This window comes from Knoellia aerolata DSM 18566, assembly GCF_000768695.1.
Taxonomy (GTDB): domain Bacteria; phylum Actinomycetota; class Actinomycetes; order Actinomycetales; family Dermatophilaceae; genus Knoellia; species Knoellia aerolata.
On record NZ_AVPL01000018.1, the window covers coordinates 43,173 to 62,738 of the forward strand.

The window sequence follows — 19,566 nt, forward strand, 5'->3', positions numbered from 1 at the left end:
CTCCACGACTCTGGCGCCCGCCGCCCCCGACCGGGATGCTGGGCACATGGTGAGGACGCCGCCCGAGGACATCGCCCGACTGTGGCAGCAGGCGTCCCGGTCCGCGATCGCGTTCCGCCAGGGCGTCGCCGACCGTGCCGCCGCACCGCAGGAGGACTACGCCGCGTCGCTGCGCTCGTTCGTCGCGACGCTGCCGGAGTCGGGCTCGGACCCGGCCGAGGTGCTCGACGACCTCGTGCGCCGCGCCGACCGAGGGCTCATGACCCCGACCGGCCCCCGGTTCTTCGGGTGGGTCATCGGCGGCTCCCACCCCGTGGGTGTCGCGGCCGACTGGCTGACGAGTGCGTGGGGCCAGAACGCCGGCAACCACCAGGCCGCGCCCGCCGCCTCCGCGGTGGAGACGGTCGCCGCCGGCTGGCTGCTCGAGCTCCTCGACCTGCCCCGCGAGGCGTCGGTCGGGTTCGTCACCGGCGCGACGGTCGCGAACGTCACGGCGCTCGCCGCCGCCCGCGGCGAGGTCCTGCGGCGCGTCGGGTGGGACGTCGAGCGCGACGGCCTGTTCGGGGCGCCGGAGGTCACCGTCGTCATCGGCGCCGAAGCGCACACGACGGTGTATGCCGCGCTGCAGCTCCTCGGCCTCGGTCGCGACCGGGTCACCCGCCTGCCGGTCGACGACCACGGCCGGGTCTTCGTACGGCCCGCCCTCGAGGTCCTGTCGGGGGTGGGGCAGCCGGCGATCGTCGTCCTGCAGGCCGGACACGTCAACACCGGTGCCTTCGACGACTTCGGGGTGCTCGTCCCCGCAGCCCGGGCCGCCGGTGCCTGGGTGCACGTCGACGGGGCGTTCGGCCTGTGGGCCCGCGTGTCCGAGCAGACGTCCCACCTGGCCGTCGGCCTCGAGGGCGCCGACTCCTGGGCCGTCGACGGCCACAAGTGGCTGCAGACCCCGTACGACTCGGGCTTCGTCGTCGTCCGGGACGAGCAGGCGCACCGACGGGCCATGACGATCGCCGCGAGCTACCTGCCGACCCCCGGCGAGGGCGAGCGCGATCCGTCCCACTACGTCCCGGAGCTCTCGCGGCGGGCACGCGGCTTCGCGGTGTGGGCGATGATCCGCACGCTCGGGAGGGACGGCATCCGAGAGGTGGTCGAGCGGCACTGCGCGTGCGCACGGCTCGTCGCCGGCCGCCTGCGCACCGAGCCGGGCATCGCCGTGCTCAACGACGTCGACCTCAACCAGGTGCTCGTCCGGTTCGGCGCCGACCGTCCCGACGACGAGGGCGACCGCGTCACCCGGGCCACCATCGAGCGCATCCGCGCGGACGGCGTCTGCTTCACCGGTGGGGCGACGTGGCTGGGACGCGAGGTCATGAGGCTCTCTGTCGTCGGGTTCGAGACGGACGCGGACGAGGCGGCGCGCAGCGCCGAGGCGATCGTCACGGCATACCGCTCGGTGTTGGCGGCCGGTTCTGCGCACGGGTCTTGAATCATGTGACCATTTGGTCACATACTGGGGCATGGATGCGGACCAGCTCGTCTTCCGGGCACTGGCCGACCCGACGCGTCGGGCGATCCTCGACGCCCTGTTCGACGTCGACGGGCAGACCGTCGGCGCGCTCGTCGCCCTCTTCCCCGCCGTCACCCGCTTCGCGGTGATGAAGCACCTCACCGTGCTCGAGGAGGCCGACCTCGTCGCGACCCACCGTGTCGGTCGCGAGAAGCACCACCACCTCAACCCCGTCCCCATCGCGCAGATCGCCGACCGCTGGGTGAGCAAGTACGCGCAGCCGTTCACCCGCACGCTCCTCGACCTCAAGGGCGCCGTGGAGACCCCGCACCCCAAGGAGCAGCCATGACGACGCAGCACGTCTACGAGATCGACATCCGGGCGGAGGTCGGGGAGGTCTGGGACGCCCTCACCGACCCCGCGTCGACCCGGCAGTACTTCCACGCCACCCACTGGACCTCGCCTCCCGTGGCCGGCGAGCCGTTCCAGACGCACCTGCCGGACGGCCGGGTCGCGGTCGAGGGCCTCGTCGAGGAGGTCGACCCGCCCCACCGTCTCGTCCACACCTGGCACCCTCTCTACGACGACGAGCTCGCCGCGGAGCCGCCCAGCCGCGTCGCGTGGACCCTGGCCCCGGTCGGGGACGGGCTCACCCGGCTCCGGCTCGTCCACGACCGCCTCGACGCGAGCCCGCTCACGGCCGAGAACGTGCGCGAGGGCTGGGTGAGCATCCTCGACTCGCTCAAGTCGCTGCTCGAGACCGGCTCGGCCCTGCCGTCGGGCACGTCGACGCGCTGAGGGGCCGCGTGCTGTGGGCCGCGCCGGGCGGGGTGGCCCACCTTCACCATCCGGCCACCTCTCTTCGACCCATTGAACGTGGACCGCCGCGCTCCCTAGGCTCGAGGGGGCCGACCGTGCGAGGGTCGCCCGGTCCGCCTTGGGAGCAGTCATGATCGGTGACCACACACCCGTCCCGACGCTCGGCGTCAGGGACATCGGCAGTGCCCGGGAGTTCTACGAGGGCACGCTCGGGCTGACCCCCGGGAGGGACATGCCAGGCGGCGTGGAGTACCGGGCCGGCTCGGGCGGGATCTTCGTCTACGAGTCCGAGTTCGCCGGCACCAACAAGGCGACGGCGATGATGTTCGAGCTGCCCGAGGACGCCTTTGACACCCAGGTCGCCGACCTCCGCGCGAAGGGGGTCGCCTTCCAGACCTACGACCTGCCGGAGACCCAGTGGGACGACGGCGTGGCGACCATGATGGACGGAGGGTTCCGCAGCGTCTGGTTCGAGGACCCCGACGGCAACATTTTCAACCTCGGCACCGGCATGGGCTGAGGCTCACGCGCGGGATGGGGCGTCGCGCCCGGCCGGGTCAGAGGTTGATCATGTGGCCGGCGATGCCCTCGATGGCTTCCTTGACCGACTCGGAGAGGGTCGGGTGGGCGAAGACGTTGCGGGCGACCTCGTCCGCGGTGAGGTCCCACTTCTGCGCGAGGGTGAGCACCGGGAGCAGCTCGGTGACGTCCGGGCCGATCATGTGCGCGCCGAGGATCTCGTTGTGCGTGGCGTCGGCGACGATCTTGACGAAACCGACCGCGTCGCCCAGGCCCATGGCCTTGCCGTTGGCACTGAAGGGGAACATGGCCGTCTTGACGTCGTAGCCCTTCTCCTTGGCCTGGGCCTCGGAGTAGCCGAAGGACCCGATCTGCGGGTGGCAGTAGGTCGCCCGCGGGACGAAGTCGTACTCGACCGGCATCGTGTCGGCGCCGGCCATGGTCTCGGCCGCGACGACGCCCTGCGCCTCGGCGACGTGGGCGAGCATGAGCTTGGCGGTGCAGTCACCGATCGCGTAGACGTTGTCGACGTTGGTGCGGCAGTAGTCGTCGATCTCGACGGCGCCGCGGTCGGTGAGCTTGACGCCGATCGCCTCGAGGCCGTAGCCCTCGGTGCGCGGGGCGAACCCGATGGCGGAGAGGAACTTGTCGGCCTCGAGGACCTGGGAGTCGCCACCGGCCGCCGGCGACACCGTGACCTTGACGCCCGACCCGGTGTCCTCGACACCCTCGACCTTGGTCGAGAGCAGGACCTTCACGCCGAGCTTCTTGTAGTGCTTGAGCAGCTCCTTGGAGACGTCGGCGTCCTCGGTCGGCACCATCCGGTCGAGGAACTCGACGATCGTCACGTCGACGCCGAAGTTCTTCATGACGTAGGCGAACTCGACACCGATGGCGCCGGACCCGGCGATGACGATCGAGCCCGGCAGGTCCTCGTCGAGGATCTGCTCCTCGTACGTCACGACGTTCTTCGAGACCTCCATGCCCGGGAGCATCCGGGTCACGGCACCGGCCGCGATGATGAGCTTGTCGAACGTCACGGTCCGGCTGTCGCCGGAGCTGAGCTTGACGTCCATCGAGGTCGGGCTGGTCAGGGTGCCCCAGCCGTCGATCTCCTCGATCTTGTTCTTCTTCATGAGGAAGTGGACGCCCTTGACGATGCCGGCCGAGACCTGGCGCGAGCGGGCATGGGTCGGGCCGTAGGACATCGTCGCGTCGCCCTCGATGCCGAACTTCTTCTTGTCGTGCTGCAGCGTGTGGGCCAGCTCGGCGTTCTTGATCAGCGCCTTGGACGGGATGCACCCGACGTTGAGGCAGACACCACCCCAGTACTTCGCCTCCACCACGGCGGCCCTGAGACCCAGCTGCGAGGCGCGGATCGCCGCGACGTACCCACCGGGACCAGCACCGAGAACAACGACATCGAAGTCAGCCATGCGCGCCAGCCTAGTGGGCCGCCCGTGCCCGTCGAGCGGCGACCGACCCTCAACGCAGGACGCGCAGCGCCTCGTGGATCGAGCGCGCCACCGGCGCCGCCGTCTCGCTGCCGTGGCCGCCCTGGCCCACGGCGACGGACACGGCATACCGGGGTCTGGTCGTCGGTGCGTACGACAGGAACCACGACGTGTCGGACCGGTCGAACACCTCGGCCGTCCCGGTCTTGCCCGACACCGGCCAGTCGGCCGGCATCCCCGCGAAGGCCCGGGCCGCCGTCCCCGACACGACGACGGCACGCAGCCCGCTCCGGACGTAGTCCCCGACGTCCTTCGTCAGCGCCGTCGCCCGGGTGGGACCGGCCGCCACGGGCGCGGCCGACCCCGTGACCGGGTCCACGGTCCGCACCCCGACGCGCGGCGTCCGGACGACACCACCACCGGCGATCGCGGCATACGCCACGCCCATCTGCAGCGGGGTCGTGGCGACGTCCCCCTGCCCGATCGAGAAGTTCGCGGCGTCCCCGGCGCGGAACTGGGCCCCGCTCACGCAGTTCTCCTTCGCGAGGGCGACGAGGTATGCCGCCCGCGACGGGTCGGTGCGCGCCACCTCCGGGTAGCCGGACGTCGCCCTGGCGCAGGTCTCGTCCTTGGTCTCCTCCCAGACCGCGCGCTTCCACGCGCGGTCCGGGATCCGCCCGGCGCTCTCCCCCGGCAGGTCGATGCCGCTGCGGCTGCCGAGCCCGAAGTCGCGGACGGTGGTGATGAACGGGTCACGGGCGTCCGCGCCCGAGAGCCCGCCGAGGGCCAGCCACGACCGGTACGCGACGTCGTAGAAGACGGTGTCGCAGGAGATCTCGAGGGCCTTGTGGAAGGTGATCGGACCGTAGCCCCGCGACTCGAAGTTGCGGAAGGAGCGGTTGCCGATGCGGTAGCTGGACCCGCACTCGTAGGTGCGGGCCAGGGAGTTCCCGGCAGCGACGGCGGCGGGGACGCTCAGCGCCTTGAGCGTCGAGGCCGGGGCCATGGCCGAGCCGGTGACCCGTGACAGCAACGGGGTGCCGGCCTTCGGGGAGGTGAGGGCGGCGTACTCCGTGGCCGAGATGCCGCCGGTCCACACGTTGGGGTCGTAGGTCGGGGCGCTGGCGGAGGCGACGACGCTGCCGGTCGTCACGTCGAGGACGACGGCGGCGCCCGAGTCGGCGGGCAGGCCCCGGGCCCGCGCGGCGGCCATCTCGCGGGCGAGGGCCTTCTCGGTGGCCGCCTGCACACCGGCGTCGATGCTCGTCACGAGGTCGCGGCCGGGCGTGGGGTCCACCTGCGCGACGACGCCGGTGACGAGCCCGCGGGCGTCGATCGAAACGGTGGTGCGACCGGGGGTACCGCGGAGCTCCGCGTCGTACTGCTGCTCGAGGCCGGCCCGGCCGACGAGGTCGTCGGCGCCGACCCGCCCGGACGTGACCTCGGCCTCGGTGGCGCGACCGAGGTAGCCGAGCAGGTGGGCGGCGTTGACCCCGAGCGGCGCCGGGTAGCGCCGGACGGGGACGGCTTCGACGGCCACCCCCGGGAAGAGGTCGGGCCGTTCGACGAGGCTCAGCGCCCGCTGCGGGTCGACCCCGCTCGCCACGGGGATGGGCACCTGGGGCGAGCCCGCCCAGCAGGCCGGGGCCGCCGGCGCCCCCTCCGCACCGCAGAGGTGGGTGCGGTCGAGGAGCTCCTGGACCGGGCGGTCGATCGTCGCCGCGACCCGTTCCAGCACCCCCCGCGCCCCGTCGTCGCTGTCGGCGACGACGCGCCGCTCCACCGTGACGACGGTGACGGAGGTGTTGTCGGCCAGCGGCTTCCCGGCCCGGTCCAGGATCCGGCCGCGCACGGCGGGGACGACGACCTCGCGCGTGTTGAGCTTCGCCGCGGCCACGGCGAAGTCGGCGTGCTCCGTGAGCTGCACCTGCCCGAGGCGGCCGAAGAGGACGACGAAGAGGAGCGTGACGACCGCGCCGACGGCGAGGAAGCGGCCCTGGTGGCCGGACCCGTCCCGCGGCCGCAGCCCGGCGCTCGTCACGCGAACCTCCGACGCTCGGAGCGGCGCTCGAGCCTGCCGACGACCGGGACGAGGAGCAGGCCGACCGTGGCCGTCGCCGCCACCCGGCCGAGCGAGGACCCCACCCCGACGGGGACCCCCTGGGCGAGGGCCAGCAGGGCGCGCACGACCTCGAGACCCCCCGCGGCAGCAGCGATGACCGCGACCACCCAGACGAGCGAGACCGGGCCGGGGCGGCGGGCGAGCCCGACGAGGAGGCCGCACACGGCATACAGGAGGGCCTGGGTCCCGAGCACGGCGGAACCCGGCGGGAGGAGGTCGAGCAGCCACCCGCCGACGAGTCCGGTGACGAGACCGCCGCGCGGCCCGGACCGCAGCGCGGCCGAGGCGACGACGACGAGGACGAGGTCGGGCAGCGGGGCGAGGTGACGGGCCGCGAGGGTGACGCCGAGAACGGCGCCGACGAGCAGCAGTGCCGCCCGCAGGAGGGCACCAGTCGCCGTCACGACGATCCTCCGGTCGCGGCGGGACGGGGCGTCGTGCGGGGCGCGGTGAGCAGCACCCCGACGACCGAGAGGGACCCCGTGTCGACCGCCGGCCGCACCGTGCCCGTGGGGGCGAGGCGGCCGCGACTCGGCTGCACCGCCGTCACCGTGCCGATGAGGACGCCGGGGACGAACGGTCGCCCGTCGACGCTGCCGAGCGTGCGCACCTCGTCGCCGACCGCAAGGGCGCCCACCTGCACCAGGGCCAGCCCGAGCTCTCCCGGACCACGGTCCGCGGCGCTCCTCGCGTCCGCGCCGACGGTGGCGAGCGCGCCCGCGGCGCCGACACGGGCCCCGACGACGACCTCCGGCCCGCCGACGACGAGGACGTCACTGGTCCACGGGGCGACGGAGGCGACCCTGCCGACGAGCCCGCCGGACGCCACGACCGTGCGGTCGACGCTCACCCCGTCCCGGCTGCCGACGTCGATCGTGATCCGGACGATCCCCTGCGGGCCGGGCGCGCCCACCCCGACGACGCGGGCCGGGACGACCTCGGCCCCGGCGGTGGTGGGCGAGGCGAGGAGCTGCGCGGCGGCCGTGGCCTCCGCTCGTTCGAGGCGCGCCTGCCGCAGCTCGTCGGCGAGCCGCTCGTTGTCGCGGAGCAGCTCGTCCTCACCGGCGCGCCCGGACGGGGCGAGGACGCGCTCGAGCGGGCCGAGGACGGTCGCGGCGCCACGGCGCAGGAGCCCGGGGCCGGGGCCCCCGACGAGGTCGAGGACGACCAGGGCCGAGGTGACGAGGACCGCGATCGCGAGGAGGCGGCGCCTCCGACGGTCGGGCGCGTCGCCCCTCACGGCCGGCGGTTGTCGACGAGGACGCGGTGGAGGGTGTCGAACTCCTCGACGCACCGGCCGGCGCCGCGGGCCACGGCGCGCAGCGGGTCGTCGGCGACGGTGACGGGCACACCCAGCTCGTGGTGCATCCGCTCGGCGAGCCCGCGCAGCAGCGCTCCCCCACCGGTGAGGGTGACACCGCGCTCGAGGACGTCACCGGCGAGCTCGGGCGGGCAGACGTCGAGCACGGCGCGCGCCAGCTCGACCATCTGCAGCACCGGACCCTCGATGGCCCGCCGGACCTCGGCCGACGAGATCGCCACGGTCTTGGGCAGCCCGGTGACGAGGTCACGCCCGCGGACGCGCTCGCTCAGCTCCTGGCGCAGCGGGAAGGCCGACCCGACGGCCACCTTGATCTGCTCGGCGCTGCGCTCCCCGAGGAGCAGCGAGTACTCGGACTTCACGTGGGCCACGATCGCCTCGTCCACCTCGTCCCCGCCGGTGCGGATCGAGCGGGAGGTGACGATGCCGCCGAGGCTGATGACGGCGACGTTGGTCGTGCCACCCCCGAGGTCGACGACCATCGACGCCATCGTGTCCTCGATGGGCAGCCCGGCCCCGATCGCCGCCGCCATCGGCTCCTCGATGACGTGGACCCTCCGGGCGCCGGCGCGCAGGGTCGAGTCCTCGAGGGCGCGGCGCTCGACGCTCGTGATGTCGCTGGGGACGCAGACGACGATGCGTGGGCGGAAGAGCCGTGAGGGGGCGACCTGGTCGACGAAGTAGCGCAGCATCCGCTCGGTGACGTCGGCGTCGGAGATGACGCCGTCCCGCAGGGGGCGGACGGCGCGGACCGAGTCCGGGGTGCGGCCGAGCATCTCCTTGGCACGGTGCCCGGCCGCGAGGAGCTCGGAGGTGCCGGTCCGGACGGCGACGACCGACGGCTCGTCGAGGACGACCCCGCGCCCCCGCTCGTAGATCACCGTGTTGGCGGTCCCGAGGTCGATGGCGAGGTCTCGCGCGCGCATCCATCGGTCCAGTCCAGCCACGCTCGCGATGCTACGCGGGGGCGCTCGCGGGTCGTCGGCCCAACACGCGGCATACGCCCTCGCTTGCGTCCGCAACCCTGGTCGACTTCCCGACCAGGGTTGCGGACGCAGCGCCGGTGCGGCGGCTGGCGTCCGCGGCGTGGTCGACTTCCCGACCAGGGTTGCGGACGCAAGGCCCCGGACGCGGGTATGCCGCCCGCGCTGGTCAGCGGACGGCATACCGAGGAAGGGTGTGCGGGGGCCGTCAGAGCCCGGGGAACCAGATCGCGATCTCGCGCTCGGCCGACTCCGGCGAGTCCGAGCCGTGCACGATGTTCTTCTGGACCTTCTCGCCCCAGTCGCGACCCAGGTCGCCCCGGATGCTGCCCGGGGCCGCCTCGGTCGGGTTCGTGGCGCCGGCGAGGGCGCGGAAGCCGGGGATGCAGCCCTGGCCCTCGATGACGGCCGCGGTGACGGGACCGGAGGACATGAACTCGACGAGCGGCTCGTAGAACGGCTTGCCCTCGTGCTCGGCGTAGTGGTCGGCCAGCATCTCGCGGGTGGGCGTCGTCACCGCGAGGGCCGCGAGCGTGTAGCCCTTGGACTCGATCCGGCGGAGCACCTCCCCGGAGAGGCCGCGGGCGAAGCCGTCGGGCTTGACGAGGACGAGCGAGCGTTCGGTGGTCACGCGGGTCAGCCTAGCGAGCGGCCTCCGGGCCGGAGGCCCCGGACTCGCGCGCCGCCATCATCGCGTCCACCTGCTGCCCCTTGACCAGGCACAGCAGCCACAGGCCGGTGAAGACCAGGCCCACCCCGACCATCGCGGGGACGATGACGGCGCTGGCCCAGGTGAGCAGCTGGACGAGCCAGCCGAGCGGGAGCCCGAGCGGCCCGCGCATCAGCCCGGCCGCGACGATCGCGAGCATCCCGAGGCCGCAGCCGGCCCACAGCAGGGTCGTGCCGTTGCCGTCGCCCCGGGCGATCGCCGAGCCCCGGGCCACGAGCGCACCGAGGAAGATGATGAGGGCCTGGCTCCCGAGGACCGTGGCGAGCATCCGCCAGGTGAACGTCCCGAGCCGGCCGGTGAACGGGACCCGGGTCATCCGCGCTTCCACTCCCGCACGTCGATCGCCGCCTTGGCGGCGGCCAGCGGGGCCTTGGTGGCCTGGCGGTAGAGCTTGATCGCAGTGACCCTCTTGCCGTGCGCGAGCGCGAGGTCGATGGACTGCTGGACCGTCGGCGGGAGGTCCTCGACCGGCCGGAAGCTCACCGTGTCGCCGCGGGTGCTCTCGCGCAGCTTCATGACGAGCCAGAACGCCAGCGCCGCGACGGCGAGGATGAGGACCAGCCTGGCGATCGGATGCATGGCACGAGGGTATGCCGCGTGCGCTGGTTGGATGGACCGGTGCCTCCCCCAGCCGTCCCCGGCGGTGTCCCCGGCGTCCCCGAGGTCCCCGGCGTCCCCGAGGTCCCCGGTGTTCCTAAGGTCCCCGAGGTCCCCGGCGCCGCCGATCCGTGGCGGCTGCGACGCGTCGTCCTGACAGTGGCCGGGTTGAACGTCGCGGGCTTCGCCGTCGAGGCGAGCGTGGCGTTGGCCATCGGGTCGGTCGCCCTGTTCGCCGACAGCGTGGACTTCCTCGAGGACACGGCGGTCAACCTCCTCATCGCCCTGGCACTGGGGTGGGGAGCTCGTCACCGGGCGATCGCCGGCAAGGTCATGGCCGGGGTGCTCCTCGTGCCCGCCGCCGCTGCCATCTGGCAGGCGGTGTCGAAGTGGGGCGACCCGGCGCCTCCCGACGTCCGCTGGCTCGTGGCCACGGCGCTCGGGGCCGTCCTCGTCAACGGTCTCTGCGCGTGGCTGCTGGCCCGGGTCCGGCACGTGGGCGGGAGCCTGTCGCGGGCCGCATACCTCTCCGCCCGCAACGACGTGCTCGTCAACCTCCTCATCGTCGCGATGGCGGCGGTGACGGCCCTGACGGGATCCGGGTGGCCGGACCTGCTGCTCGGGCTGGTCATCGTCGTCATCGGGCTGCACGCGGCCGTGGAGGTGTGGGAGGTCGCGGACGAGGAGCACCTCGCCGCGAAGGCGCTCGCAGGGGACGAGGTCGGCTGACGGGGCTGCGCCCCGCCCTCAGCGCGCGCCGGAGGACCTGCCCGACGTGGTTCGCGAACCGCAGGGTGACTCGCGCGCCGGTTCCAACCGGTCCACGAGCACGGGTGCGGTTCGCGAACCGTCGCGACCCGCCCCGGCGTTGGCCCCGCGAGGTGTGCCTCAGGCGTCGGTGACCCCGAGCAGCATCCGCACCTCGGCGGCGGTGACGACCGAACCGGTGGCGAGCACTCCCCCACCGACGCCGGCGCCGTCGGCGATGCCCGCCGCGCGGTCCAGGGCGTCGGGCAGGTCGTCGACGACCGTGACGCGGGCGTCGCCGAAGATCCCGCGGGCGAGCTCGGCGAGGTCGTTGGGGCGCATCGCGCGCGGTGAGGTCGTGCGCGTGACGATGACCTCGTCGAGGACCGGCTCGAGGATCTCGAGCATGGACGAGGCGTCCTTGTCCTTGAGAATCGCGATGACACCCACGAGCTTGGTGAACGTGAACGCCTCCTGGAGGCCGTCCCGCAGGGCGATGGCACCGGCGGGGTTGTGCGCGGCGTCGACGAGGACGGTCGGGCTGCGCCGCACGACCTCGAGGCGGCCGGGTGAGGTCGCGGCGGCCAGGCCGGCCCGCAGGACCTCGAGGTCGAGCTCCTGCTCGCCGCCGCCGACGAACGCCTCGACCGCCGCGATGGCCACGGTGACGTTCTGGGCCATGTGCGACCCGTGGAACGGCAGGAAGAGGTCGGGGTAGGTCGTGGCGAGGCCGCGCACCGTGACGGCCTGGCCGCCGACGGCGACGTCGCCGCCCTCGAGGCCGAACTGCTCGCCCTCGTGGGCGATCTGGGCGCCGACCTCCTCCGCCCGGGCGTTGAGGATGCCGATGACGGCCGGGTCGTCCTGGCTGGCGCTGACGGCGATGCCGTCGGGCTTGATGATCCCGGCCTTCTCGAGGGCGATGTCGACCTCGGTGTTCCCGAGGAAGTGCTGGTGGTCGAGGCTGATCGGCGTGATGACCGAGACGACGCCGTCGGCGACGTTCGTGGCGTCCCAGCTGCCGCCCATGCCGACCTCGACGATGGCGACGTCGACGGGGGCGTCGGCGAAGGCGGCGTACGCGACGGCGACGAGCACCTCGAAGTAGGTCATCCGCGGACCCCCCTCGGCGGCCGACCTGGCGTCGACGATGTCGATGAGGCCGATGACGTCGTCGTAGGCGGAGAGGAACTGCTCGGCCCCGATGGGGCGCCCCCCGATGGCGATCCGCTCGAGCATGGAGTGCAGGTGGGGCGAGGTGAACCGACCCGTCGTGAGGCCCATCTCGCGCAGGATCGACTCGATGACCCGCGCGGTCGTCGTCTTGCCGTTGGTGCCGGTGAGGTGGATGACGGGGTAGGTGCGCTGCGGGTCGTCGGCGAGCTCCATGACGGCGCGGATCCGGTCGAGGGAGGGCTCGAGGTCGTGCTCCGGCGCCCGGGCGAGGATGGCCTGCTCGACCTCACGCAGCCGCTTGGTGATCTCGAGGGTGCGCGCTGCCTCGCGCTGGGAAGAGTCGGGAGCCGGTGCCATGCCCCCCATTCTCGCAGCCCCGCGCCCACCCCCAGACCCCCGACTTATTGCGCATCCCGACCGTGCGAGTCCCACTGATTGCGGAGTGCGTTCGGGCGTGCTGGCCGTCATGCGCAATCAGTCACTCCGCAGGGACCGGAATGCGCAATAAGTCGGGGGATGGGTCAGCGGGTGGTCAGTCGAAGGAGACGCCGTCGAAGTCCTCGGGGGTGAACTCGCGTGGCTCGACGAGCACCATCCAGTTGCCGGAGTTGTCGCGCATGAGGGCCTCGATGCCGTACGGCCGCTCCTCCGGCTCCTGGAGGAACTCGACGCCCTTGGCCTTGAGCTCCTCGACCGTCCTGCGGCAGTCGTCGACGTGCAGGCCCACGCCGGGCAGCCCGCCGTCGAGCTGGGCGCGCTGCATCGCGGCGATGAGCTCGTCCGAGAGCGGCTTGCTCGGCGTCGTGAGGTGCAGGGAGAGCTCGGGCTGGGCCGGGTGGGTGACGGTGACCCACCGGAAGTCAGGCCCGAGGGTGATGTCGTCCCCGGCGGCGAAGCCGAGGACGTCGGTGTAGAAGGCGAGGGACTCGTCGAGGTCCTTGACCCAGACGGACACGAGGGAGACGTTGGTGATCATGGGCTCGACGCTACGAGCCCGGACCCACCCGCCGCTTCTCCCGGATTGCTCGGTATGCCGTCCGCGGGGCTCCCCGGGCCCGCGCGCCTCTCGACGAGCCCCGACATGAAGACCCAGCAGCCCGGGACACGAGGGGCGCCGTGGACGGCATACCGGGTCTGGAAGGCGCTGGGAGTCTCGCCGACGATCTCGCGGAAGCGGCTGCTGAACGATCCCAGGCTGCTGTAGCCGACGGCGTGGCAGACCTCGGTGACGGTGAGGTTGGTCGTGCGCAGCAGGTCCTGCGCCCGCTCGACGCGCCGCTCACCGACGTACGCGATGGGAGTGAGCCCGTAGACCGCGGCGAACGAGCGGATGAAGTGGAACTTGCTCAGCCCGGCGATGGACGCGAGCTCGTCGAGGTCGAGCTCCTCGGCGAAGCTGCGGTCGACGTGGTCGCGCGCCCGGCGCAGGTGGACGAGCACGTCCCCGGGGACCCGTCGCGCGCTCTCGCTCACCTGCGCAGCGTATGCCGGGCTGCCGGCCCACCCGACTGATTGCGCATTGCAGACCCTCACGATCAGGCCGGCGGCCTGCTGGGTCGGTCCGCAATGCGCAATCAGTCGGGGTGTTGGGGGCGGAATGCGCAATCAGTCGGTCAGGGGAGCTTGGCGACGCGGATCCGGACGGTCTCGCCGTCGCCCACGCTCGCCTCGCTCGTCCCGTCACCCAGCGGCAGGGCGTCGAGCGTCGGCGCCGACCCGAACTGGGTCGCGAGCGTCTCCTCGACGATGAGGGCCTGGTGCGTGACCGTGGCCTCCCAGACCGACGGCGAGCCGGTGAGGGTCAGGGAGATGCGGTCGCTCACGTCGAGGCCGCCCTCGCGACGGGCCTGCTGGACCGCGCGGACGATGTCGCGCGCGACACCCTCGGCGGCCAGCTCGGGGGTGACCTCGGTGTCGAGCACGACGAACCCGCCCCCGGGCAGGACCGCCGTGGCCCGGGAGCCCGCGGCGCCGCCCTCGACGACGGTGTCCAAGGAGTACTCGCCCTCGACGAGCTGGAGCCCCCCACTCGTCACGGTGCCGTCCTCGCCGACCGACCAGTCGCCCGACTTGGAGCCCTTGATCGCGGTCTGGACCTCACGCCCGAGGCGCGGCCCGGCGGCGCGGGCGTTGACGGTGAGCTTCTGGCTGACGCCGAAGTCTCCGTCGGCGGCGGCGTCGAGGTCGAGCAGCGAGACCTGGCGGACGTTGACCTCGTCGGCGATGATCGCCGCGAAGCCCTCGAGCCCCGCAGCCCCGGGCACGACCACCGTGAGGTCGCGCAGCGGCAGCCGCACCCGCAGGCGCTCGCTCTTGCGCAGCGACGAGGCGACCGAGCAGATGACCCGGGCCTGGTCCATCCGCTCGACGAGCTCGTCGTCGGCGGGCAGCTCGTCGGGTGTGGGCCAGTCCGTGAGGTGTACCGAGCGCTCCCCGGTCAGCCCACGCCAGATCTCCTCCGAGACGAGCGGCAGCAGCGGCGCCGTCACGCGGGTGAGCACCTCGAGGGTGGTGTGGAGCGTGTCGAACGCCGCCTTGGTGTCGACGTCGGCGGAGTCGCCAGAAGCGGTGTCCCAGAAGCGTTCCCGCGACCGACGGATGTACCAGTTGGTCAGCACGTCGACGAAGGCGCGCACCGAGTCGCAGGCGCCGGCGACATCCAGCCCCTCGAGCTGGGCGGTCGTCGTCTCCACGAGCTGGCGCAGCTTGGCCAGCAGGTAGCGGTCGAGAGGTGCGGTGGACGCGGTCGACGGCGAGGCGGCATACCCGCTCCCCCCGCCGTGGGCGTTCGCGTACAGCGTGAAGAAGGACCAGCTGTTCCACAGCGGGATGAGCACCTGGCGCACGCCCTCGCGGATGGACTCCTCGGTGACGACGAGGTTGCCGCCCCGCAGGATCGGCGACGACATGAGGAACCAGCGCATCGCGTCGGCGCCGTCACGGTTGAAGACCTCGGAGACGTCGGGGTAGTTGCGCAGCGACTTGCTCATCTTCTGGCCGTCGTTGCCGAGGACGACCCCGTGGCTGATGCACGACGAGAACGCGGGGCGGTCGAACAGCGCCGTCGCGAGGACGTGCAGGGTGTAGAACCAGCCGCGCGTCTGCCCGATGTACTCGACGATGAAGTCGCCCGGGAAGTGGTGCTCGAACCACTCGGAGTTCTCGAACGGGTAGTGCACCTGCGCGAACGACATCGAGCCGGAGTCGAACCACACGTCCAGGACGTCCTCGACGCGGCGCATCGTCGAGCGGCCCGAGGGGTCGTCCGGGTTGGGTCGCGTCAGCTCGTCGATGAACGGGCGGTGCAGGTCGGGCTCGCCGTCGGCGTTGGTCGGCAGGCGCCCGAAGTCGCGCTCCAGCTCGGCGAACGAGCCGTAGACGTCGATGCGCGGGAACGCCGGGTCGTCGGAGCGCCAGACGGGGATCGGGCTGCCCCAGAAGCGGTTTCGCGAGATCGACCAGTCCCGGGCGTTCTCGAGCCAGCGGCCGAACTGGCCGTCCTTGACGTGCTCGGGCACCCACCGGATGTCCTGGTTGAGCTCGACCATGCGGTCCTTGACCTTGGTCACCTCGACGAACCAGGAGGACACGGCCTTGTAGATGAGGGGCTGGCGGCAGCGCCAGCAGTGCGGGTACGAGTGGTCGTAGGTCTCGCGGCGCAGCAGCACGGTGCCCTCGGTCACCGCGCCGCGCTCGCCGCTCCCCCGCGTCGCGGCCTTGAGGTGGTCGATGATCGGGGCGTTGGCGTCGAAGACGAGCAGGCCCTCGTACTCGGCGACCGGGAAGGTGAAGGCGCCGTCGGGACCGACCGGCATGACCGGCTCGATGCCCTCGCGGTCGGTGATGACCTTGTCGTCCTCGCCGAACGCGCCGGCGCTGTGCACGAGGCCGGTGCCGTCGGTCGTCGTGACGAACTCGGCCTCGACGACGCGGTGCGCCCGCTCGTGACCGGCGTAGTAGGAGAACGGCGGGGTGTAGCTGCGGCCCAACAGGTCGGCACCGGTGAGGCGCTCGACGACGGCGGCGTCGAGGGCGTCCGGCTCGAGGCCGAAGTCCTTGGCGTAGGCGGGGAGTCGCCCCTCCGCGATGACGTAGCGCTCGGTCGTGCCGGTGACGTCGGACTCGACGACGACGTAGTCGATGTCGCGGCCGACCATGATCGCGAGGTTGCTCGGGAGGGTCCACGGCGTCGTCGTCCAGACGAGCGCGAGCTCGCCGGTCTCGAGCCGGAGTCCGACCGTGACGGCCGGGTCCTGGCGCATCTGGTAGACCTCGTCGTCCATGCGCAGCTCGTGGTTCGACAGCGGCGTCTGGTCGTTCCAGCAGTAGGGCAGCACGCGGTAGCCCTCGTAGACCAGGCCCTTGTCGTGCAGCGTCTTGAACGCCCAGAGCACCGACTCCATGTAGGGCGCGTTGAGCGTCTTGTAGTCGTTGTCGAAGTCGACCCAGCGGGCCTGGCGGGTGACGTAGTCGCGCCACTCGTCGGTGTACTTGAGGACCGACTCGCGGCACTTGGCGTTGAACGCCTCGATGCCGAGCTCGACGATCTCGTCCTTGGTCTTGATGCCGAGCTGGCTCATCGCCTCGAGCTCGGCGGGCAGGCCGTGGGTGTCCCAGCCGAAGCGGCGCTCGACCCGGCGCCCGCGCATCGTCTGGAAGCGCGGCACGAGGTCCTTGACGTACCCGGTGAGCAGGTGGCCGTAGTGCGGCAGACCGTTGGCGAACGGCGGCCCGTCGTAGAAGACGAACTCGTTCTCACCGTTGGTCCCGGCGTCCCGCTGCTCGACCGACGCGCGGAACGTGTCGTCGGCGTCCCAGTACGCGAGGACGGCCTCCTCGATCTGCGGGAAGCGCGGGCTCGAGGGCACCTTGGTGCTCGTCTGCTCCGGCTGGTCGCCGCTGCTGGTGGAGACCCGGGGGTAGGTCATGTCGTCGCTCGTCCTTCGGTCGCTCGCTGCTCTCCGACCGAGGACGACGTCACCGGGATCGATCCCGGTGGCACCGCGGTACCACCCCGCTTGCCGGGTGCTGGGACCCGACCACTCTTGCCGAAGGCCGTGACGTGGCCCGTGCGTCCGGGTCTAGTGGGCGCTCCCGTTGGGGCTGGGAACGCCGTTCTTCCGGAGGCTCGCCGCTGATGACGGCTCAGACGCCTGTGGCACCACTCTACCGGCCGCGTCGGGGGTTCCGGATCGCGCTACAGTGGCTGCGTCGCCGGTCCGCCGGTGGCACCAACCGTGTCCGCGGGGGGAAGCCGGTCCGAATCCGGCGCTGACCCGCAACCGTAGGCCGCCCGCGAGGGTGGCGAGCCGGAATGCCTCGTGGACGCGAGCGGCTCCACATCACCCGTCGAGGTCACGGGACGGAGCCCGGAACCGCTGCTGCACTCGGATTCGGGCATTCGTCACGAACCGCTCCCGAGAAGGCTGTTCCCCACATGCGTCGTTCCACCTCCCGCCTGCGAGTGCTCGCGCCACTTCCGCTCGCAGCACTCCTCCTCGGTATGCCGGCCGCTGCCGTCGCCGAGACCACGCCGACTCCCAGCGCGACCACGTCGGCGACCCCGAGCCCGTCCGCGACGGTCGGTGCCACCCCGACCACGGCCGCCACCCCGTCGCCGGCTCCCACGACGATGCCGAGCGCGCCGGCCACGCCTCCCCCGTCGACGAGCACCCCGGGCCCGACGGCGACCGCGGCCTCGCCGAGCCCCACCGCGAACGCCACCCCGAGCCGGGCCGTCGAGGCCGCGGCCGACCCGGCCTTCTCCCGGGTCGCCGTCGGCAGCGTCCAGGAGCAGCAGGCCGACTACGCGGCGCACTTCCTCGCGACCCAGCTCGCGGCCACCGGGAACCACCTCAACTACCCCGACGCCGGCTACGGCGTCTGGCCGGACCCGGGCAACACCATCGACGCCGTGCTGGCCCTCGATGCGACCGGCACCGGCGGGACGGCCGCCGCAGCCGCCACCGACTGGGTCGAGGCGAACCTCGAGGAGTACGTCGAGTACCCCGGGACGCCGATCTCCACCGGCGGGACCGGCAAGGCCCTCATCCTCGCCGACGCCCAGGGGCGGGACCCCCGCGCCTTCGGCGGCTACGACCTCGTCGCCGAGCTGCGGGACCTCGTCACGGTCGAGGGACGCTTCGGCTCCTCGGACAACGACTACGCGGTGACCATCAACCAGGCTCTGGCGATCATCGGCCTCCAGCGCGCCGGCGTCACCCTTCCGGCGGCCAGCGTGGACTTCCTCGCGGAGCAGCAGTGCGCCGACGGTGGCGTCCGCGGCGGCATCGGCGCGGCCACCTGCACGAGCGACCCGGACGCGACCGCCTTCGCGGCCCAGGCGTTCCTCGCCGGGGGCGACACGGCGCGCGCAGCCCGGGCGCTGGACCACCTCGAGTCCCGCCAGCGCGCCGACGGCGCCCTGACCAACGCGACCGGTGAGGGAGCCAACGCGAACACGACGGGCCTCGCGGCCCAGGCGTTCGCGCTCGGTGGCCGGGCCCCGGCGCACCTCCGCGCGACCAGCTTCATCCTCGGCCTGCAGTGGGGATGCGACGTCCCGAGCCAGTACCGAGGCGGCATCGCGTTCAGCGCGGACTCGCGCACCGCAACGACCGCGAACCTCGAGAAGGGGATCCGGGCGACTCCTCAGGCGGTCCTCGGACTCGTCGGCGGCGCGCTCCCGACGGTGGTGGCAGACGACCTCGCGGCGGGCACCGTGGCCACCCCGTGCGCGGCGTCCAGCCCGACGACGACGCCGACGCCGACGAGCACACCCAGCGCGTCCGCCTCGCCGACGACGACGCCGACCGGGTCGGGTCCCACCGGCTCAGCGCCCGGCACCCCCGGAACCGACGGCCCCGCCGCCGGCCCGGACAGCCCGGACGCCCAGGGTTCCGGTCCTGGCCTGGCCTACACGGGCGCCGAGCCCACCCTCCCGCTGGTGATCGCGACCCTCCTGCTCCTCGCGGGAGCGGCGACGATCCTCGTGGCGCGGCGTCGGGGCGTCCATCAGTGACGGCCCCTCACCTCCAATCTCGCCTGCTCGCCGCAGGGGGCGGGCTGGCGCTGGCGGCCGCCGGCCTCGTCGGGGCTGCTGCCCCGGCGCAGGCCGCGGCCTGCTCGGGCACGTCCGGTGTGACGGTGGTCGTGCAGTCGTCCGCGGGCACCTCGACGCGGTGCGCCGGCGGCGACCCGTCGTCGGCCATGTCCGCCCTCAAGGCGGCCGGTCACTCGATCACCATGCCGAGCCGCTTCCCGGGGGCGGTCTGCCGCATCGACGGCTACCCCTCCTCTGACCCGTGCGTCAACATGCCGCCCGCCGACGCCTACTGGGCCTTCTTCCACGCGTCGTCCGGTGGGTCCTGGACCTACAGCCAGAGCGGCGCAGGCAGCCACGACCCGCGCCCGGGCTCCTCCATCGGGTTCCGCTTCGGGTCGGGCTCCGCACCATCGGTGAGCCCGGCCACGCCGGCGCCGGCGCCCCAGCCGAAGCCGACGACCGCGGCTCCCCGGCCCACGACCACGGCGCCGAAGGCCACGAGCACGCCCCGCCGCACGACCTCGGCCCCACGGGCCACCGCGGGCT

The 19,566-nt window shown here is 72.9% G+C and carries 19 protein-coding genes; 7 read left to right on the top strand and 12 right to left on the bottom strand.

The window, feature by feature from the left end; genetic code table 11:
- Window positions 1–46 precede the first annotated feature (46 nt).
- From N801_RS08820 to N801_RS08835, 4 genes are all read left to right on the top strand, one after another.
- The gene (locus N801_RS08820; protein WP_035936437.1) at window positions 47–1,486 is read left to right on the top strand and encodes a pyridoxal phosphate-dependent decarboxylase family protein; all 1,440 of its coding nucleotides are present in this window, start codon (window positions 47–49) and stop codon (window positions 1,484–1,486) included.
- 31 nt (window positions 1,487–1,517) lie between these two features.
- Entirely contained in the window at window positions 1,518–1,856 is a 339-nt protein-coding gene (locus N801_RS08825; protein WP_035936439.1) for an ArsR/SmtB family transcription factor, read from the top strand.
- Complete coding sequence (locus tag N801_RS08830) at window positions 1,853–2,305, top strand: SRPBCC family protein (RefSeq protein ID WP_035936442.1); 453 nt, start codon at window positions 1,853–1,855, stop codon at window positions 2,303–2,305. Before N801_RS08825 ends, N801_RS08830 begins: the two co-directional genes overlap by 4 nt.
- 151 nt (window positions 2,306–2,456) lie before the next feature.
- Window positions 2,457–2,846 carry a VOC family protein gene (locus tag N801_RS08835; RefSeq protein ID WP_035936444.1) on the top strand — a complete coding sequence of 130 codons (390 nt, stop codon included), beginning with the start codon at window positions 2,457–2,459 and terminating at the stop codon, window positions 2,844–2,846.
- Window positions 2,847–2,883: 37 nt separating this feature from the next.
- On the opposite strand, the gene lpdA is transcribed toward N801_RS08835, so the two are convergent.
- From lpdA to N801_RS08875, 8 genes are all read right to left on the bottom strand, one after another.
- A complete protein-coding gene (lpdA, locus tag N801_RS08840) occupies window positions 2,884–4,281 on the bottom strand; it encodes a dihydrolipoyl dehydrogenase (protein ID WP_035936446.1) in 1,398 nt (465 codons plus the stop codon).
- A 49-nt stretch (window positions 4,282–4,330) separates the two neighbouring features.
- On the bottom strand, window positions 4,331–6,340 hold the full coding sequence (mrdA, locus tag N801_RS08845) for a penicillin-binding protein 2 (RefSeq protein WP_052112785.1): 2,010 nt from the start codon (window positions 6,338–6,340) through the stop codon (window positions 4,331–4,333).
- Entirely contained in the window at window positions 6,337–6,825 is a 489-nt protein-coding gene (gene mreD, locus N801_RS08850; RefSeq protein WP_052112786.1) for a rod shape-determining protein MreD, read from the bottom strand. The genes mrdA and mreD overlap by 4 nt, the downstream gene beginning before the upstream one ends.
- Complete coding sequence (gene mreC, locus N801_RS08855; protein WP_035936448.1) at window positions 6,822–7,661, bottom strand: rod shape-determining protein MreC; 840 nt, start codon at window positions 7,659–7,661, stop codon at window positions 6,822–6,824. The genes mreD and mreC overlap by 4 nt, the downstream gene beginning before the upstream one ends.
- On the bottom strand, window positions 7,658–8,668 hold the full coding sequence (locus N801_RS08860) for a rod shape-determining protein (RefSeq protein ID WP_035936452.1): 1,011 nt from the start codon (window positions 8,666–8,668) through the stop codon (window positions 7,658–7,660). The genes mreC and N801_RS08860 overlap by 4 nt, the downstream gene beginning before the upstream one ends.
- Window positions 8,669–8,933: 265 nt before the next feature.
- Window positions 8,934–9,356, bottom strand: a complete 423-nt coding sequence (ndk, locus tag N801_RS08865; protein ID WP_035936455.1) for a nucleoside-diphosphate kinase — start codon at window positions 9,354–9,356, stop codon at window positions 8,934–8,936.
- Window positions 9,357–9,366: 10 nt separating this feature from the next.
- On the bottom strand, window positions 9,367–9,771 hold the full coding sequence (locus tag N801_RS08870; protein ID WP_035936457.1) for a DUF4233 domain-containing protein: 405 nt from the start codon (window positions 9,769–9,771) through the stop codon (window positions 9,367–9,369).
- On the bottom strand, window positions 9,768–10,034 hold the full coding sequence (locus N801_RS08875; RefSeq protein WP_052112787.1) for a hypothetical protein: 267 nt from the start codon (window positions 10,032–10,034) through the stop codon (window positions 9,768–9,770). The genes N801_RS08870 and N801_RS08875 overlap by 4 nt, the downstream gene beginning before the upstream one ends.
- A gap of 39 nt (window positions 10,035–10,073) precedes the next feature.
- Here N801_RS08875 and N801_RS08880 point away from each other — a divergent pair, with 39 nt between their 5' ends.
- Entirely contained in the window at window positions 10,074–10,781 is a 708-nt protein-coding gene (locus N801_RS08880; RefSeq protein ID WP_342666913.1) for a cation efflux transmembrane domain-containing protein, read from the top strand.
- 159 nt (window positions 10,782–10,940) lie between these two features.
- On the opposite strand, the gene N801_RS08885 is transcribed toward N801_RS08880, so the two are convergent.
- The 4 genes from N801_RS08885 to ileS all read right to left on the bottom strand — a co-directional run bounded on the left by N801_RS08885 (window position 10,941) and on the right by ileS (window position 16,903).
- Window positions 10,941–12,341 (bottom strand): bifunctional folylpolyglutamate synthase/dihydrofolate synthase, encoded by a 1,401-nt coding sequence (locus N801_RS08885; protein WP_084108555.1) that lies wholly within the window; start codon window positions 12,339–12,341, stop codon window positions 10,941–10,943.
- Between the two features lie 166 nt (window positions 12,342–12,507).
- The gene (locus N801_RS08890) at window positions 12,508–12,951 is read right to left on the bottom strand and encodes a VOC family protein (RefSeq protein ID WP_035936464.1); all 444 of its coding nucleotides are present in this window, start codon (window positions 12,949–12,951) and stop codon (window positions 12,508–12,510) included.
- The gene (locus N801_RS08895) at window positions 12,948–13,448 is read right to left on the bottom strand and encodes a helix-turn-helix transcriptional regulator (protein WP_035936468.1); all 501 of its coding nucleotides are present in this window, start codon (window positions 13,446–13,448) and stop codon (window positions 12,948–12,950) included. Before N801_RS08895 ends, N801_RS08890 begins: the two co-directional genes overlap by 4 nt.
- Window positions 13,449–13,588: 140 nt before the next feature.
- Window positions 13,589–16,903, bottom strand: a complete 3,315-nt coding sequence (gene ileS, locus N801_RS08900) for an isoleucine--tRNA ligase (protein WP_035936471.1) — start codon at window positions 16,901–16,903, stop codon at window positions 13,589–13,591.
- Window positions 16,904–17,412: 509 nt separating this feature from the next.
- On the opposite strand from ileS, the gene N801_RS19700 reads away from it, so the two are divergent.
- On the top strand, window positions 17,413–18,996 hold the full coding sequence (locus N801_RS19700) for a prenyltransferase/squalene oxidase repeat-containing protein (protein ID WP_156996647.1): 1,584 nt from the start codon (window positions 17,413–17,415) through the stop codon (window positions 18,994–18,996).
- A partial coding sequence (locus N801_RS08910) for an SCO2322-related protein (RefSeq protein WP_211254697.1) occupies window positions 18,993–19,566 on the top strand: 574 nt, incomplete at its 3' end. The genes N801_RS19700 and N801_RS08910, both read left to right, overlap by 4 nt.

Bases quoted from the DNA above. Each gene is read 5' to 3' on its own strand.
- N801_RS08820 (WP_035936437.1), top strand. From the start codon at position 47: ATGGTGAGGACGCCGCCCGAGGACATCGCCCGACTGTGGCAGCAGGCG.
- N801_RS08825 (WP_035936439.1), top strand. From the start codon at position 1,518: ATGGATGCGGACCAGCTCGTCTTCCGGGCACTGGCCGACCCGACGCGT.
- N801_RS08830 (WP_035936442.1), top strand. From the start codon at position 1,853: ATGACGACGCAGCACGTCTACGAGATCGACATCCGGGCGGAGGTCGGG.
- N801_RS08835 (WP_035936444.1), top strand. From the start codon at position 2,457: ATGATCGGTGACCACACACCCGTCCCGACGCTCGGCGTCAGGGACATC.
- lpdA (WP_035936446.1), bottom strand. From the start codon at position 4,281: ATGGCTGACTTCGATGTCGTTGTTCTCGGTGCTGGTCCCGGTGGGTAC.
- N801_RS08860 (WP_035936452.1), bottom strand. From the start codon at position 8,668: ATGCGCGCGCGAGACCTCGCCATCGACCTCGGGACCGCCAACACGGTG.
- N801_RS08870 (WP_035936457.1), bottom strand. From the start codon at position 9,771: ATGACCCGGGTCCCGTTCACCGGCCGGCTCGGGACGTTCACCTGGCGG.
- N801_RS08875 (WP_052112787.1), bottom strand. From the start codon at position 10,034: ATGCATCCGATCGCCAGGCTGGTCCTCATCCTCGCCGTCGCGGCGCTG.
- N801_RS08885 (WP_084108555.1), bottom strand. From the start codon at position 12,341: ATGGGGGGCATGGCACCGGCTCCCGACTCTTCCCAGCGCGAGGCAGCG.
- N801_RS08890 (WP_035936464.1), bottom strand. From the start codon at position 12,951: ATGATCACCAACGTCTCCCTCGTGTCCGTCTGGGTCAAGGACCTCGAC.
- ileS (WP_035936471.1), bottom strand. From the start codon at position 16,903: ATGACCTACCCCCGGGTCTCCACCAGCAGCGGCGACCAGCCGGAGCAG.
- N801_RS19700 (WP_156996647.1), top strand. From the start codon at position 17,413: ATGCGTCGTTCCACCTCCCGCCTGCGAGTGCTCGCGCCACTTCCGCTC.